The organism is Acinetobacter sp. 228 (genome assembly GCF_048147885.1).
In genome coordinates this window covers 135,201-151,160 of sequence record NZ_JAYWYV010000006.1, presented here as the reverse complement: position 1 = coordinate 151,160, position 15,960 = coordinate 135,201, and the positions used below count along the sequence as shown (strand labels likewise).

Below are 15,960 nucleotides of genomic sequence, written 5' to 3'. Positions count from 1 at the left end.
ATCAAGTGGTTAATCAAGCATGCAAACCTTATATGTAGAACTCGGAGAACGTCGTTATCCTATTTTTATTGGAAGCGATCTGGATCCACAGGCCTTATTGGCTCCCTATATTCAGGGCAAGCAAGTGATGATTGTGAGTAATACCACAGTTGCACCACTTTATTTACAGCGTTATCAAACTGCAATTGAAGCTCTGGACAAACGTGTTGCGACTTGCATTTTGCCTGATGGTGAAAAATATAAGGATAGCCAGCATCTAAACCTGATTTTTGATGCGCTGCTTGAAGCCGGGTTTAACCGCGATTGTACTGTACTAGCATTAGGTGGTGGCGTCATTGGGGATATGGCCGGATTTGCCTCGGCCTGCTTCCAGCGCGGAGTGTATTTTATTCAGGTACCGACCACCTTGCTGTCGCAGGTCGATTCTAGTGTGGGTGGAAAAACCGGGATCAATCATCCGCTGGGTAAAAACATGATTGGCGCTTTCCAGCAGCCGCAGGTGGTGCTGGCAGATATGTCGCAGCTTGCTACTTTACCGGACCGTGAGCTTTCAGCAGGACTGGCTGAAGTGATTAAATATGCTTTACTTGGTGATGAATCATTTATGGTCTGGCTGGAAGCGAATATGGAAGGCCTGATTGCTCGTGATGAGCAGTTGCTTGCCGAAGCCGTTTACCGTTCATGTGCACATAAAGCGCGGATCGTAGCCAATGATGAGAAAGAGCAGGGTGAGCGTGCATTGCTGAACCTGGGCCATACCTTTGGACATGCGATTGAATCCTACCTGGGTTATGGGGTGTGGTTACATGGTGAGGCGGTTGCCACCGGTATGGTGATGGCTGCGGATCTGTCACAGCGTATGGGCTGGATTTCTCAAGAAGATTTAGAACGTACAAAAAAAATCATTTCTCGTGCCAAACTTCCTGTGGTTTGTCCTAAAATCCCTCTGGATGATTTTCTGGCCTATATGGCCCATGACAAAAAAGTCTTGAATGGACAATTGCGTCTGGTATTGTTAAAGCAATTAGGCCAAGCAGTAATTACTCGAGAATTCGATTTCGAGTTAATGAAACAGACAATTTTAGCCAATCAGGTATAGGTTTAGTTTTATGGCAGCGTTACATACTCCTTGGCAAAAGGTTCAGCATTATTTCTGGCTGGTCTGTGGAGTAGGCTGTCTTTTTGCTGCCTTGATTTTCTGGGCAGCTACTGATTCAGATGAAGTCATTGAAATTGAAAAAAAACCTGAAACCGAAGTCCAGTTGCAGATTCAGCCAGAAAAAGTCGCAACAATGACCCATCTTGGTGCACTTTCTGATGAAGTGAAACCACTTGACCTGACCACGCGTACTATCGTGAATGCCAGTCATGAACCGGAATTTCGCGGTACCAAGTTTGTTAATGAAGCGAAAAACCAGCATGCAATTGAATTGTTTCGCGTGACCAATGAAGCAATATTAAAAAGTTTCCTTAAAAAACAGCCAGATCGTAAGCCTTTTATTTACTTAAGAATATCGGGTGAAAATCAGCCAGAGCAATATGTGTTGTTATATGGTCAATTTAAGACTGCGGCACAAGCGAATCAGGCGCTTTCAACCCTCAATTTGAATTTACCTGCTTCGGTCAAGCCTAAAGTGGTACAAATCAAGCAGTATGTCAGTCTGGTAAATAGTCTGGGTTCAGAAGAATTAGCCAGTAATCAAAAGCTTTACGAAATTCATTTGAAAAATGTGCCTTTGCCAAAAATAGATGAATCGGCACGAATCAGACAGCAAACCCAGCCGGAAATCAAACTGCGTAGTCCTGATGCCGCTACAACCAGTACCACAATTGTGCGTCGTGACACCTCTGGAAATGTGGTCGATGTGCAGAAATCTGAAAGCGCTGTAGAGAGTATGCCCCAACCGCAAAACAACTCTCGTCCTAGTCAGAACACTAATCCTCGTCCTCAAAATAACGAGATTAGTGATCCATTTAATTAGTCCGGTCTAAAATAGCGCACCTAGAAAATTAAAGAATCAAAAATGAGCGCTTTTGGTGCAAAAAATGCACATTGAAAATTACCTGTCTGGTGCTTATCTGCGCTAAATCTTTGTCATCTGTATAGTTTTCATTTTTGCTCTGTTTATTGGCATGGAATTTGCTTTATTGGTGCATGAATTGAATTAATCTCCCTGTTTTAGCGCGAAAAATGATTCGATGACACTATGTGAATGTCATATTTATTCCTGATTTTTATGTTATTCATCAGCAAAATAAACTTTATTTTTTATGCATTCTGTCTGAAAAAGGACTACGCTGAAGAAATAGAGAACAATGTTTTTGCTCTATCAAGACAGTCTTCGAAAGTTCATTAAACGCAGCGCAGAGAAGAATTTAGATTGTTTAACAGCCTATTGAGGCTTCGTGAAAGAAGGGTACGCTATGCACATGCCATCGCCTAATAATGTAGCTCCCGCTCAAGGTTTATACCAACCGGATGAGTTTAAAGATAACTGTGGTTTCGGTTTAATTGCCCATATGCAGGGTGATGCAAGCCATGATCTCGTCAAGACTGCGATTCATAGTTTGAGTTGCATGACCCACCGTGGTGGTATTGCCGCAGATGGCAAGACTGGAGATGGTTGTGGTTTGCTCTTGGCGATGCCAAAAAAATTCTTCCGTGAAGAAGCAAAACGCTTAAGCGATACCACCTTAAGTGAAGTCTTTGCTGTAGGTTCGGTATTCCTGAATCTTGATCCTGCGCTTGCGGCACATGCCAAACAGGTTTTAAACAAAGAGATTGAAGCTGAAGGTTTGATCGTTCTGGCCTGGCGTGTGATTCCAACCAATGTCGATGCCCTAGGTGAAATTGCTTTGCAATCGATGCCAGCATTTGAACAGATTATTGTTAATTGCCCGATGGGCGTGACTGAGGTTGAATTTAACCGTAAGTTATTCCTGGCGCGTCGTCGTGCAGAACAATTGTTGGTGAATGATACGTCTTTCTATGTCACTACTTTATGTTCAACGGTGATCAGCTATAAAGGCTTGATGATGCCAGAAGCGATTGCAGATTTTTATACAGATCTGGCAGACCCGCGTCTGGAATCGCATATTGTGGTGTTCCATCAGCGCTTCTCGACCAATACCTTGCCTCGCTGGCCGTTGGCACAGCCGTTCCGTTACCTCGCACACAATGGTGAAATCAATACTATTACTGCGAACCGTAACTGGGCCATGGCACGTGTACCAAAATTTGAAAATCCGTTATTGCCCGGTTTAACAGAATTGAATCCGATTGTGAACCGTACCGGTTCGGATTCTTCGAGCCTGGACAACATGCTGGAGATTCTGGTCGGTGGTGGCATGGATCTGTTTCGTGCCCTCCGTATGCTGGTTCCGCCTGCTTGGCAGAATGTGGAAACCTTAGATGCTGACTTGCGTGCCTTCTATGAATTCAACTCAAAACATATGGAAGCCTGGGATGGTCCTGCAGGTCTGGTGATTCAGGATGGCCGACATGCGATCTGTATGCTGGATCGTAACGGTCTGCGTCCTGCGCGTTGGGTCATTACCAAAAATGGTTATATCACGCTGGCTTCTGAAATTGGCGTCTGGGGTTATCAACCTGAAGATGTCATTTCTAAAGGACGTGTTGGCCCCGGCCAAATGCTGGTAATCGACACACAAACCGGCAAGGTGCTGGATACGCAAGATGTCAATAATCATCTAAAACGTATGCGTCCATACCGCGAATGGTTACGTGAAAATTCTGTGCGTCTGCAAGGTAGTCCAGAGCTGGAAGAATATTTATGTGATCAAGGCTTAAAAGGTGATGGCCTGAAAGCGGCACAGAAAATGTTCATGGTGACCTTTGAAGAGCGAGACCAGTTGCTGCGCCCGATTGCCGAAAGTGGTCAGGAAGCGGTAGGCTCAATGGGTGATGATACCCCAATGGCGGTATTGTCACGTCAGGTACGTCATGTATCGGATTATTTCCGCCAGCAGTTTGCACAGGTGACCAACCCCCCAATCGATCCGCTACGTGAGTCGATTGTGATGTCACTGGAAACCTGTTTTGGCCGTGAACAAAATGTATTTGAACAGGGTCCTGAACATGCTGATCGTCTGATCGTATCAAGTCCAGTACTATCCAATTCTAAAATGCATCAAATCCGTACCCTGGGTCGTGCCGGCTATGAAATTGCAGATATTGATCTGAACTATACTGAATCTGAAGGTCTGGAAGCAGCAATTGCGCGTATCTGTGAAGAATCTGCTCAAGCGATTCGTGATGGTAAAACCTTACTGGTACTTTCCGACAAGAAAATCCGTGAAGGCTACTTACCTGCCAATGCATTCATGGTGACCGGTGCTGTGCATCATCACCTGATCAAGACTGGTTTACGTACCGATGCGAATCTGATTATTGAAACCGGTTTTGCCCGTGATCCCCATCAGTTTGCAGTGCTACTTGGTTTTGGTGCAACTGCGATCTATCCATATCTGGCCTATGACGTGATCAATGATCTGGTCGCCAAAGGTGAGTTGTTGGGTGATCCGATTTATGCACAAAACAATTTCCGTAAAGGGATTGAAAAAGGTCTACTGAAAGTACTTTCGAAAATGGGTATTTCTACGGTTGCTTCTTATCGTGGTGGTCAGTTGTTTGAAGCAGTGGGTTTATCTAATGAAGTGGTGGATAAATGCTTCATCGGTGTGCCAAGTCGTATTCAGGGTGCTACTTTTGTCGATCTTGAAAATGATCAGAAACAGTTGGCGGATATTGCCTGGAAAAACCGTAAACCAATCGATCAGGGCGGTTTGCTGAAATTTGTATTCGGCAAGGAATACCATGCCTTTAACCCGGACGTGATCAACTCGCTACATAAAGCAGTACGTTCTGGGAACTACGCAGATTTTAAAGAATATGCAGAACTGGTGAACAACCGTCCGATCGCAACGATCCGTGACTTATTTAAACTGAAAACAGACAACTCGATTGCACTGGATCAAGTGGAATCTGTGGAAGAGATCCTGCCTCGCTTTGACTCTGCGGGTATGTCTTTGGGCGCATTGTCACCTGAAGCACACGAAGCGATTGCGATTGCCATGAATACCATTGGCGGTCGTTCAAATTCGGGTGAGGGCGGTGAAGATCCAGCGCGTTACGGCACCATCCGTAACTCGAAAATCAAACAAATTGCATCGGGCCGTTTTGGGGTAACGCCTGCTTATTTAACATCAGCAGAAGTCCTTCAAATTAAAGTCGCGCAAGGTGCAAAACCAGGTGAAGGTGGTCAGTTGCCGGGTGGTAAAGTGAATGGTCTCATTGCCCGTTTACGTTACTCTGTGCCGGGCGTTACCCTGATTTCGCCACCTCCGCATCACGACATCTATTCAATTGAAGATTTATCACAGTTGATCTTTGATTTAAAACAGGTTAACCCACAGGCGATGGTGTCAGTTAAGCTGGTTTCTGAACCGGGTGTCGGTACGATTGCGGCAGGTGTAGCGAAAGCCTATGCCGATTTCATTACCATTTCTGGTTATGATGGCGGGACAGCGGCTTCTCCACTTTCTTCAATTCATCATGCAGGTTCACCATGGGAACTGGGTCTTTCTGAGGCACATCAGGCCCTTCGTGTGAATGACCTGCGTGGTAAAGTTCGCGTACAGACAGATGGCGGTCTGAAAACCGGTCTGGATGTCGTCAAAGCAGCAATTCTGGGTGCAGAAAGCTTCGGCTTTGGTTCAACCCCAATGATTGCATTAGGTTGTAAATACCTGCGTATCTGTCACTTGAATAACTGTGCAACCGGTGTGGCAACCCAGCAAGACCATTTACGTCAAGAGCATTATATTGGCGAGCCACAAATGCTGATCAACTTCTTCACTTTTATTGCTGAAGAAACCCGTGAATGGCTGGCAGCACTTGGTGTGTCGAGTCTGAAAGACCTGATTGGCCGTACGGATCTGCTGGAAGTCTTGCCAGGTGAAACTGCAAAGCATGCACATCTTGATTTAAGCAAATTGCTTGAGTCACATCCTGCTGCAGAAGGTAAAGCACAGTACTGCGAAGTACAGGGCAATGCACCATTCGATAAAGGGATTCTGGCAGAGAAAATGGTAGATGAGATTCTGCCTGCCATCGAAGCAGGAACTGGCGGTGAATATAGCTTTACGATCGGTAACTGTGACCGTTCGATTGGCGCACGCTTGTCTGGTGAAATTGCGAAACGTTATGGCAACCTGAGCATGGAAGCCCATCCGGTGAAAGTTCACCTGAATGGTACTGCAGGCCAGTCGCTGGGTGTCTGGAATGCTGGTGGCTTGCATATCAGTTTGGAAGGCGATGCCAATGACTATGTCGGTAAAGGCATGGCAGGTGGTCGCATCTCGATCTTCCCGCCAAAAGGCTCGCCATTCCAGACGCAAAATACTGCGATTATTGGGAATACCTGTCTGTATGGTGCAACCGGAGGTAAATTATTTGCTGCCGGTACGGCAGGCGAACGTTTCGCAGTACGTAACTCGGGTGCATTTGCCGTAATTGAAGGTGCAGGCGATCACTGCTGTGAATATATGACCGGTGGTATTGTGACAGTGCTGGGTAAAGTTGGACATAACTTCGGTGCGGGTATGACTGGTGGTTTTGCTTATGTGCTTGATCTGGATAATGACTTCGTTGATTATTATAACCACGAGCTGATTGAGCTGAATCGTATTTCAACCGAAGCGATGGAAGAGCACAAAGCCTTCCTGGGTCGTATTCTCGATGAACATATTAAAGAAACGGGTAGTGCTTGGGCGTACAAGATCCGCCATGAGTTTGACTTCTACAGCCGCAAGTTCTGGTTGGTAAAACCAAAAGCAGCCAACTTGCAAACGCTGTTAAAAACAACTCAAGCTGATCCACAATAATTCCACTACTGCAGAAACATAGGCAGATGTAAGGCAACTGTGAACCCCTTACATCTCCCCACGGAGAGAGACATGGCAGAACGCCTGAATAATGACTTTCAATTCCTGGATGTCGCACGCCAAGATCCAGAGAAAAAAGAGATTGATGTCCGCAAAGCAGAATTTGTGGAAATTTATAAGCCTTATACCGCGGAAATTGCAGCCAACCAGACACATCGCTGCCTCGGCTGTGGTAACCCGTATTGTGAGTGGAAATGTCCGGTACATAACTATATTCCTAACTGGTTGAAACTGGTCTCTGAAGGACGTCTGTTCCAGGCGGCTGAACTGTGTCATCAGACCAATACCTTGCCCGAAGTCTGTGGTCGTGTCTGTCCGCAAGACCGTCTGTGTGAAGGGGCGTGTACCCTCAACGACGGTTTCGGTGCAGTGACGATCGGGAATGCCGAAAAATATATCAACGACACTGCCTTTGCATTGGGCTGGCGTCCAGATATGTCCAATGTGAAATGGACAGACAAAAAAGTTGCCATCATTGGTGCGGGCCCTGCGGGTCTTGGCTGTGCCGATATTTTGGTACGTGCAGGCGTAAAACCGGTCGTGTTTGACAAGCGTCCGGAAATTGGTGGTCTTTTAACGTTTGGTATTCCAGAATTCAAAATGGAAAAAGACGTGATGAAACGCCGCCGTGAAATCTTCACGGGTATGGGGGTGGAATTCCGCCTGAATACTGAGATTGGTACAGATATCACCATTGATCAGCTACTTTCTGATTACGATGCGGTATTCATGGGTATGGGCACCTATACTTATATGAAAGGTGGTTTTGCCGGTGAAGATCTGGATGGTGTGTATGATGCACTGGATTTCCTGATTGCAAATGTCAACCGTTGCCAAGGCTGGGAAAAAGATCCATCGGAATATATCAGTGTTGAAGGCAAAAAAGTCATCGTTTTAGGCGGTGGTGATACAGCTATGGACTGTAACCGTACTTCGATCCGTCAAGGTGCTGAGTCGGTAGTTTGTGCTTACCGTCGTGATGAAGAAAATATGCCGGGTTCACGCCGTGAAGTGCAAAATGCACGTGAAGAAGGGGTGAGTTTCCAGTTTAACCGCCAGCCAATTGAAATTGTGGGTGAAAATGGCAAGGTTACGGGTGTGAAATTTATTACTACTCAGCTAGGTGAGCCAGACAGTCGTGGTCGCCGTAGTCCAGAGCCGATTCCAGGTTCAGAAGAAATTCTGCCGGCGGATGCAGTTCTGCTGGCTTTTGGTTTCCGTACCAGTCCAGCAGACTGGTTCACCGATGTAGAAATCAATCTGGATGGTTCAGGTCGTGTCGTTGCCGCTGAGCAGCAGCAATACAAATTCCAGACCTCGAATCCAAAAATCTTTGCTGGTGGTGATATGGTTCGTGGTTCTGATCTGGTGGTAACCGCAATCTGGGAAGGCCGTCAGGCAGCTGAAGGTATCCTGGATTACCTTGATGTCTAACTGTTAAAGATCAATAGTCTTCATTCAAACAACCCGCCACGGCGGGTTTTTTAATCTTTGATGAGTTTGAGCCCTAAAATGGAAAGCATTAAAAATATTATAAAAAGTAACAAAACTTCAGAAAATAGTGTTTAAAATCAAATTAATTATATAAATATCAATAAAGAATTGAGGACGAGACATCATGCGTGTATTAAAACAATCTCTCATAGCTTTGATGCTGGCCAGTACCTTGACCCTGAGTGGCTGTGGCTATAATACCTTGCAAGTCAAAGATGAAGCAGTAACGGCAGCCTGGTCGGAAGTCCAGAACCAGTATCAGCGCCGTGCCGATCTGGTACCTAATCTGGTCAATGTAGTCAAAGGCTATGCCTCGCATGAAGAGCAGGTTTTAACGGAAGTGACCCAAGCACGTGCCAATGTTGCTGGCCTGAAAGTAGATCGTGAAGTACTGGAAGATCCTGAACTGTTTCAGCGCTATCAGGAAGCACAGGCGCAGATGACCAGTGCTCTGTCACGTCTTTTGGCTGTCACTGAAAATTATCCGGACCTGAAAGCCAACCAGCAGTTCCGTGATCTGCAGGTACAACTGGAAGGAACTGAAAACCGGATTGCTGTGGCACGTAACCGTTACATTACCACGGTTCAGGACTTTAACTCTTATGCACGTCAGTTCCCGCAAGTCATGACTGCCAAAGTGATCGGAATGGAGCCTAAACCGAACTTTAGTGCTGAGCAAAGTGCCCAGAAAGCTCCAACGGTTTCCTTTGAGTAATAACTGATTTAAAAATAAGCGAGAAATCGGATGCCTGATATGCTGCTGAAATACTGTGCCGGTTTGCTCCTCATATTGGGCATGGGGATAATAGCACCTGTCTCAGCAGAAACAGCCACGGCTACGGATACTGAAGACGTGATCGTGGCCCGTGAAATTTTGCAGCCTAAAGCGGGTCAAAATGCTCCAGCTCAAAAAAGTGGACTTGAAACAGAAACTGCAGCAGCATCACAGCCACAAATTGCCAATGATATGGCTGAAGGGCAGCTGCAGCGCGACTTGCCAAGCCTGAACCAACCTATTATTGACCAAGCCAATATACTCAGTGCCACTGAAAAACAGCAACTCAGTCAGCGTATTCTGAAACTTTATGAGGAAGGAAAAGGCCAGATTGGTGTAGTGATTGTACCAACGACTGGCCAGGAAGATATTTTTGATTATTCCATGCGGGTGGCGGAGGCCTGGCAGCTTGGTTCGGCTAAACGGGATAATGGTTTATTAATGACAATTGCTATCAATGATCGCCGTATTCAGATCTTGACCGGTTATGGTCTGGAAGGGGTGCTGCCCGATATCGTGGCAGGCCGTATTATTCATGACACCATCACGCCGTATTTTAAACAGGGCCAGTATGCTCAAGGGATTGCTGCAGGTCTGACTGAAATAGAACGGATTTTAAATCTGGATCCTGAAATTGCAGAACAGGCGGCAGATGAGCTGAAAGAGCGTCAGGAACAGGCTTATCAGGCACAAAAAGCCAGCAAGGCGACGTTCAGTAGTGTGCTGTTTATTATTGTCGCAGGTGTCATAGGTTCCATGATTTTCGGCAGAAAACTGAGCGCCGCGACTGCCGCAGTTGCAGGGACTGCTGCCGGTCTAGTAAATGGCATGGGTTTGCTTGCAAGTTTGATGATTGGCGCAGGTATTTTCTTTTTATTGATCACCTCTATAGCCCAGCTGATTTTACATGCCTTTTTGGCCGGTGGTGGCCGAGGCGGCGGTAGCGGTCGTGGTGGTTTTGGCGGCGGCGGCTTCGGCGGTGGTGGTGGAGGTTTTGGCGGGGGAGGAGCATCAGGCTCATGGTAACAACTACAGATACGACAGATATAGTCACACAGCCCAAACTGGAAGAGCATACACAGCCAAGCTTTAAACGCTGGTTAAAGCATTTCTTTTATATGCCGGCAACCAAGCGCTTTTTTTCCAAGCAGGATCAGCATGCGATTGCAGTGGCGGTGGAAGAAGCAGAGCATGGACATGTGGGAGAGATTCAGGTGGTGATTGAAGGGTGTTTACCTTCACGATCTGCTTATTATCAGGATACGCTCTGCCGTGCGCGACAGTTATTTGCTGAAATTGGTGTTTGGGATACCGAATATAACAGTGGGGTACTGCTGTATTTGAACCTCTGCGAGCACAAGGTTGAAATTGTGATTGATCGTGGAATTAAAAATGCAACCACCCAGCAAGTCTGGGATGAAATCTGTCAAAACATTATTCAGCATTTAATCCAGCAGCAGTTTAAAGAAGGGGTAATTGAAGGGGTGAAGCAGATTGGACAGGTTTTAGATCAGTACTATGATCGTAAAATAGATGATTTAAAGAATGAATTAGGGAATAAACCGATTATTCTGGGGTGATTTTAGTCAATTAATTGACAAAATTTGTCAGTTAGTTACACAAAATAAAACACAAGAATTACAAAAATAAAAATATTTTTTTAAAGTGCTGTTTTTTCTCTCAATTTTATTATAATAAAACTTGGCATACTTAGTGCTAAATATAAAATTAAGCTAAATGAGCTTTTCTTTAGGCTTATAAATAAACAAAAACATTTGTGGAGAATGTTATGAATACAGTACAAAAGGGTTTTACCCTTATTGAATTAATGATTGTTGTCGCAATTATCGGTATTTTGGCTGCGATTGCGATTCCTGCTTACCAAGACTATATCGCGAAATCTCAAGCGACTGGTGGTTTGGCAGAAATTTCACCTGCTAAAACACAATTTGAAGTAGTAGTAAATGAAGGAAAAACCCCATCAGTTACGTCTACTGACGCAGGTTATATTGGTATATCTACAGCTACTTCTCGTTATTGTACTGTTGCTGTGACAGCACCTGGACAGAATACTGGTGGTGCTATTGAATGTACACTAAAAAATGGTAATGCTGCTAAAATCGATGGTAAAACGCTTACTCTTAATCGTAGTGTTGATGGTGTTTGGACTTGTGCAGCTAGCTCTACTTTAGACGCTAAATATAAACCAGGTTCATGCTCATAATTTGAATTTAAGTTAAAAGAGAGAGCCGTTAGGCTCTCTCTTTTTATAGCTTAATATTTGTTATTGGGTTGCCTAAATTGTTCATAATATAAGGTTCTAAATGTAGAGATCGTCCTGAATCCCAAAAAGCTGGTGCCCCTTCAAAATCAATGCTAACACAGTCTTTACAGATAATATCCTGTCCATGTACCACCAAAAGAATGCTCGAAAAGAGGACAATTAAAAGCATCCATAGATATTTCATTGAGTTTTTATCTGAAGGTGCAGTATTGAGGCTAAGACAAAAACTGAGTGTATATGCCAAGACACACAAACTTGTGATTTGACTGACTGGGTAAAGCAAACTGCCTGACAGCATTGAGTTGACAAAAATAGCCACAGTTCCAGCTAGTAGAATAGGGGGAACATTACTAATTTTATGTTTAACTTGTCTATACAGCAGAACGATCAGTCCAAGTAACAGGCATGCAGAAATGCCCCATTCACTTAAAAACTTCAGCCCAATATTATGTGGGTGTGCAATGACGGTATAAGGTTGTTGTAAAAGGAAATGATTGCCTCCAACACCTAAAATTGGGTGTTCAAGCCAAGTATTGAATGCTTTTAACCATAAATCGAGTCGACCAGAACTACTCGTTCTTGCTAAATCAGACCCGATTGAATTTGGTAAAATTTGATGATAGATGACATATAGGCTAAGTGCACCGAGACCCGATAAAACAGGCAGTTTAAAATCAAATCGCTTATTTTTTTGGTGAAAAATAAAACTTAATATAAGCCCTATAATGATCGCAAGTACACATGCTCTAGCGCCATGAAACAAAAAACTTAGTAAATAAATGGTCGAAATACTATAGATCGAAACTTTGAGTAGCCATTGCTTAGGTTTTGAGAGTTGATCAGATCCTTTCAAAAAGCCAATACGGAGCCATAGCAGAAATAAGCAGGGCAATAGAGCATCATCAAGCATCCGAATATTGGTAAAGGATTGGGTCCAAGCACCAATGCCACCTTGTAACCGATCCCAAATCGCAACAGGTAAAAAAATAAGTGTCAGCATGGGTAGAATTGCTACGCATGCAAGCATATTTTCTGTAATTTTTTTATAGTGTTGAAAGAGGTTGGCATAGATGAGGCAAACGCTCATGAGTAAAAAATATAAAGAGGCATCCGCAAAAGCACGAGGGGAATAATCTGCTTGCCAAGCAGAAATAAATACCAAAGTCGCTAATAATGCGATGAGTGGAAAGATGATTTTTCTTATTTTTTCGTCAAATATTTGATATTTTTCTTTAAAGAGTAGATGAAAGCCTAGAACATTGGTTGTCAGTAATAATAAAATTTCGTAGATTCGCCATGCATCATAAGGCGCTTTGACCCAATATGCACTTAAACTTGAAAATGCAATAAAACAGAAAATGGGAATTAAAATAAGCAACGATTTGTTTATAATATGGAACATTGAGAGATCCTTCTAAGTCTTTCTATATAGGGGAATTATATGAAAGATATAAAGCAAATAGTAAAAGAAAAGTTCAAAGCATTTGCAGTCCATTTTGCATTATCTTTCTTGATTTTAAGTTTAATAATAAGTTTTATTTATTTTGTCTGGTATCCGGGGCCGATTTTACAGGCTGTTCAAGCAAGTAAAATTTTATTGTTGGTAATTCTTATTGATGTGGTATTGGGACCATTATTGACATTTATCGTGTATAAAAAAAATAAAAAAACCTTGAAAATGGACTTAGTAGTGATTGGCTTTATTCAGGTAATTGCTTTGGCCTTCGGTATAAGCAGTTTAGCTTTAGCCAAACCTGTATGGATTACATTTAATGGTAATAAGTTTGAATTAATTCAGAAAAATGAAATCATTTATACAGGTGAAAATACACTACAGGAGTTTTTGAGTAGTCATTATTGGTCAAAACCTAAATTTGTAGCGGTAAAACTTTCAAGTGAGCCTAAGGTGAAAGAAGCACAAATCATGGAAGAAGTTTTTTCGGGTATATCATTAGCCCAAAAGCCTGAAAATTATGTGGAAATTAAACAGGTATTCCCAGAGATTGTAAAATCATCTTATCCACTAAAAGATTTATATAAATATAATGATCAAGCTCGCGTAGATGCCATCATAGAACGCTATTCAATACACCACCATTGGTTACCATTAAAAGCAAAAGAAGTAGATATGGTTGTTTTAGTAGGGAATACAGAAAACGATTTTGAAATAGTAGACTTACGCCCGTGGCGCTAATTTCGGTTTAGTATACTTTTTAAAAAAGCAGATTACCTCAAATCTGCTTTTTTGTTTATCATGTGCCAAACTTCCACTGCATGATATTTCCATGAAGTTCACGCTCGCCCTCATCGCAGCAATCCTGATCTCCTTTGCATGGCTCATGCCTGTACATTACCGCCCATGGGTGACTTATACGGGTGAATTGTATGCCTTCTTTGCGCTATTTGCGTTAGCTGCAATTTGCTTAAAAGAAAAACTCAAAATTCCTGCGGTCAGTCCGCCCTTATTAGTGCTTGCCTGCGTGCCCTTGACTCAATTTCTACTGGGGCAGGTATTTTTCTTTAGCATCGCCATGATGGGCTTTATTTTTGTCTTTAGCTTTTGGCTGGCAAGTGTGCTCGGTTATCACCTTTCAACAGGAAACTATAACCGGGAAGAAACTTTTACTAATTTGAGTTATGTGTTTTTAGCTTCAGGTACAATCACAGGCATGATCGCACTTTGCCAATGGACAAATCTGGATTCAGTATTGCCGGGGATGGTGAATATCAGTGGTGCTCAACGGCCCTATGCCAACTTCGCCCAGCCAAATAATATGGCGACTTTTTTAGTCATGGCATTGATGAGCTGTTTGTACCTCTATGAAAAGAAAAAAATCCAGACCAAGTTGCTATTTGCCTGCGCTGCAGTAATTGTTATGGGAGTGGCATTAAGCCAGTCACGTACTGCCTGGGTAGCTGCAATTGCCATCATGCTCTATTTAGCTTTCTATCAATATAAAGGCATTATTCGCCTGAAATGGTATTACAGCATCGCTTGGCTCATCTTCTTTATTGCCTGTGTTGTGGCCTTTCCTTTACTCAGTCAGTTGGCTGCGCAGGCAATGGATACGGACGTAGTTCAAAGCCGGGATGTAGTAGCGCGTGCTACCGGCGATATGTCACGCCTCGCAATCTGGCAGCAAATGATCGCTGCAATTCAGGCGCAGCCATGGTTTGGCTATGGCTGGTATCAAACCAGTGTCGCTTTTGTCTCGATTAGTGATACCGTTCAAGGTCCGGTCTGGATTCGTAGCGCACATAATTTTATTCTGGACTTTTTGCTCTGGAATGGACTGATCATCGGTCTGCCTTTCTTGGCATATTTTGGTTATTTGGGCTATCAGTTACAGCGCTGGGTGGATACGCCAGAATCTGTCATCGGGATCTTGATGATCGGGGCTTTTGTAACACATGCCATGTTTGAGTTTCCACAGCATTATGCCTATTTCCTGCTGCCAGTCGGTTTTATTCTGGGTACGGTTCTGGCACAAAATCCAAAAATTAAAATAATAGTTATGCCCTCAAGCGGCATGAAATTCATTTTTGCTGTTGGGTTGCTTTTATTGATTGTGATTTATCGCGACTATGATGTTGCGGTGCCAAAGCTTGGACAAAGTATTCGTTATGAAAAACAGCCGGAAAAAATCACCAATGAAAAACCAATTTATCTGCTGACCGAGTTTAATCATCGTATTGCCTGGATTCGTTTAAATCCTTATAGCAAAGTCTCTGCTGAGCAGATTAAGGAAGGTGAACAGATGGTGTTAACTTACCCAACTAAATATAATCTGATCAAATATGCCAAACTTTTAGCTTTTAATGGCTATGAGGCGGAAGCCAAGCACCAGCTGCAGCGCTTAAAAACCATTCAAAAGACTGAACTGAGTTATGATGAACTAATGCAGGATATGCCACGCTAAATACAAAAAAGCCAGCAGATGCTGGCTTTTTTAATTTAATTCTAGTTTTAGAGCTGGCTTTGAATATAGTTTTCGATACCCACACTCTCAATCAGGTCGATTTGCGTGGTTGTCCAGTCCAGATAGTTTTCTTCTTTTTCCAGAATTTCCTGTAGCAGATCGCGGGTCACATAATCCATTTCCGTTTCAGCCAGTGCCACAGCTTTCTGAATGGTTTCGATATTTTCTTTGACTTTGCGTACATCACAATGCAGCACTTCTTGAGTGTGCTGGCCGATATACAGTTTGCCCAGATGTTGCAGATTTGGCAGACCTTCTAAAAATAAAATCCGTTCAATAATCTTGTCGGCATGCTTCATCTGCACAATGGATTCTTTATATTCTGCCGAGCCCAGTTTCTCAATGCCCCAGTCATTAAACATGCGCGAATGCAGGAAATACTGGTTAATCGCAGTTAGGTGGTGATACAACACCTGATTGAGCTGATTAATCACATCACGATTGCCTTTCATCACATAACT

At 43.5% G+C, this 15,960-nt stretch carries 12 protein-coding genes; 10 read left to right on the top strand and 2 right to left on the bottom strand.

The genetic code is table 11. The features are described 5' to 3' along the window. The first annotated feature begins 19 nt into the window (after nt 1–19). From aroB to VXQ92_RS06990, 8 genes are all read left to right on the top strand, one after another. Complete coding sequence (gene aroB, locus VXQ92_RS07025) at nt 20–1,099, top strand: 3-dehydroquinate synthase (protein ID WP_064102377.1); 1,080 nt, start codon at nt 20–22, stop codon at nt 1,097–1,099. A 10-nt stretch (nt 1,100–1,109) separates the two neighbouring features. Continuing rightward, a complete protein-coding gene (locus VXQ92_RS07020) occupies nt 1,110–1,982 on the top strand; it encodes a hypothetical protein (protein WP_064102378.1) in 873 nt (290 codons plus the stop codon). A gap of 448 nt (nt 1,983–2,430) precedes the next feature. After that, nucleotides 2,431–6,906, top strand: a complete 4,476-nt coding sequence (gene gltB / locus VXQ92_RS07015) for a glutamate synthase large subunit (RefSeq protein ID WP_416680932.1) — start codon at nt 2,431–2,433, stop codon at nt 6,904–6,906. Between the two features lie 72 nt (nt 6,907–6,978). Further along, nucleotides 6,979–8,400 carry an FAD-dependent oxidoreductase gene (locus VXQ92_RS07010; RefSeq protein WP_416680930.1) on the top strand — a complete coding sequence of 474 codons (1,422 nt, stop codon included), beginning with the start codon at nt 6,979–6,981 and terminating at the stop codon, nt 8,398–8,400. Nucleotides 8,401–8,584: 184 nt separating this feature from the next. Continuing rightward, nucleotides 8,585–9,175, top strand: coding sequence for a LemA family protein (locus tag VXQ92_RS07005; protein WP_064094594.1), 591 nt, complete (start codon nt 8,585–8,587; stop codon nt 9,173–9,175). 30 nt (nt 9,176–9,205) lie between these two features. Next, nucleotides 9,206–10,261: a TPM domain-containing protein gene (locus VXQ92_RS07000; RefSeq protein ID WP_416680929.1), complete on the top strand. Its 1,056-nt coding sequence runs from the start codon at nt 9,206–9,208 to the stop codon at nt 10,259–10,261. Then, entirely contained in the window at nt 10,255–10,815 is a 561-nt protein-coding gene (locus VXQ92_RS06995) for a TPM domain-containing protein (RefSeq protein ID WP_416680928.1), read from the top strand. Before VXQ92_RS07000 ends, VXQ92_RS06995 begins: the two co-directional genes overlap by 7 nt. A 209-nt stretch (nt 10,816–11,024) precedes the next feature. Continuing rightward, nucleotides 11,025–11,459 carry a pilin gene (locus tag VXQ92_RS06990; protein WP_416680927.1) on the top strand — a complete coding sequence of 145 codons (435 nt, stop codon included), beginning with the start codon at nt 11,025–11,027 and terminating at the stop codon, nt 11,457–11,459. A 43-nt stretch (nt 11,460–11,502) separates the two neighbouring features. Here the strand turns inward: VXQ92_RS06990 and VXQ92_RS06985 are convergent, their stop codons facing one another. Beyond that, entirely contained in the window at nt 11,503–12,921 is a 1,419-nt protein-coding gene (locus tag VXQ92_RS06985; protein WP_416680926.1) for an O-antigen ligase family protein, read from the bottom strand. A 39-nt stretch (nt 12,922–12,960) separates the two neighbouring features. Here VXQ92_RS06985 and tfpZ point away from each other — a divergent pair, with 39 nt between their 5' ends. Both tfpZ and VXQ92_RS06975 read left to right on the top strand, forming a co-directional pair. Further along, nucleotides 12,961–13,713, top strand: coding sequence for a TfpX/TfpZ family type IV pilin accessory protein (gene tfpZ, locus VXQ92_RS06980; RefSeq protein ID WP_416680925.1), 753 nt, complete (start codon nt 12,961–12,963; stop codon nt 13,711–13,713). Between the two features lie 91 nt (nt 13,714–13,804). Next, the gene (locus VXQ92_RS06975; protein WP_416680924.1) at nt 13,805–15,439 is read left to right on the top strand and encodes a Wzy polymerase domain-containing protein; all 1,635 of its coding nucleotides are present in this window, start codon (nt 13,805–13,807) and stop codon (nt 15,437–15,439) included. Between the two features lie 47 nt (nt 15,440–15,486). Here the strand turns inward: VXQ92_RS06975 and bfr are convergent, their stop codons facing one another. Then, on the bottom strand, nt 15,487–15,951 hold the full coding sequence (gene bfr, locus VXQ92_RS06970; protein WP_180049914.1) for a heteropolymeric bacterioferritin subunit Bfr: 465 nt from the start codon (nt 15,949–15,951) through the stop codon (nt 15,487–15,489). Nucleotides 15,952–15,960 lie beyond the last annotated feature (9 nt).

Excerpts from the sequence above, each read along its gene's own strand:
- aroB (WP_064102377.1), top strand. The coding sequence starts at position 20 with ATGCAAACCTTATATGTAGAACTCGGAGAACGTCGTTATCCTATTTTT.
- VXQ92_RS07020 (WP_064102378.1), top strand. The coding sequence starts at position 1,110 with ATGGCAGCGTTACATACTCCTTGGCAAAAGGTTCAGCATTATTTCTGG.
- gltB (WP_416680932.1), top strand. The coding sequence starts at position 2,431 with ATGCCATCGCCTAATAATGTAGCTCCCGCTCAAGGTTTATACCAACCG.
- VXQ92_RS07010 (WP_416680930.1), top strand. The coding sequence starts at position 6,979 with ATGGCAGAACGCCTGAATAATGACTTTCAATTCCTGGATGTCGCACGC.
- VXQ92_RS07005 (WP_064094594.1), top strand. The coding sequence starts at position 8,585 with ATGCGTGTATTAAAACAATCTCTCATAGCTTTGATGCTGGCCAGTACC.
- VXQ92_RS07000 (WP_416680929.1), top strand. The coding sequence starts at position 9,206 with ATGCCTGATATGCTGCTGAAATACTGTGCCGGTTTGCTCCTCATATTG.
- VXQ92_RS06995 (WP_416680928.1), top strand. The coding sequence starts at position 10,255 with ATGGTAACAACTACAGATACGACAGATATAGTCACACAGCCCAAACTG.
- VXQ92_RS06990 (WP_416680927.1), top strand. The coding sequence starts at position 11,025 with ATGAATACAGTACAAAAGGGTTTTACCCTTATTGAATTAATGATTGTT.
- VXQ92_RS06985 (WP_416680926.1), bottom strand. The coding sequence starts at position 12,921 with ATGTTCCATATTATAAACAAATCGTTGCTTATTTTAATTCCCATTTTC.
- tfpZ (WP_416680925.1), top strand. The coding sequence starts at position 12,961 with ATGAAAGATATAAAGCAAATAGTAAAAGAAAAGTTCAAAGCATTTGCA.
- VXQ92_RS06975 (WP_416680924.1), top strand. The coding sequence starts at position 13,805 with ATGAAGTTCACGCTCGCCCTCATCGCAGCAATCCTGATCTCCTTTGCA.
- bfr (WP_180049914.1), bottom strand. The coding sequence starts at position 15,951 with ATGAAAGGCAATCGTGATGTGATTAATCAGCTCAATCAGGTGTTGTAT.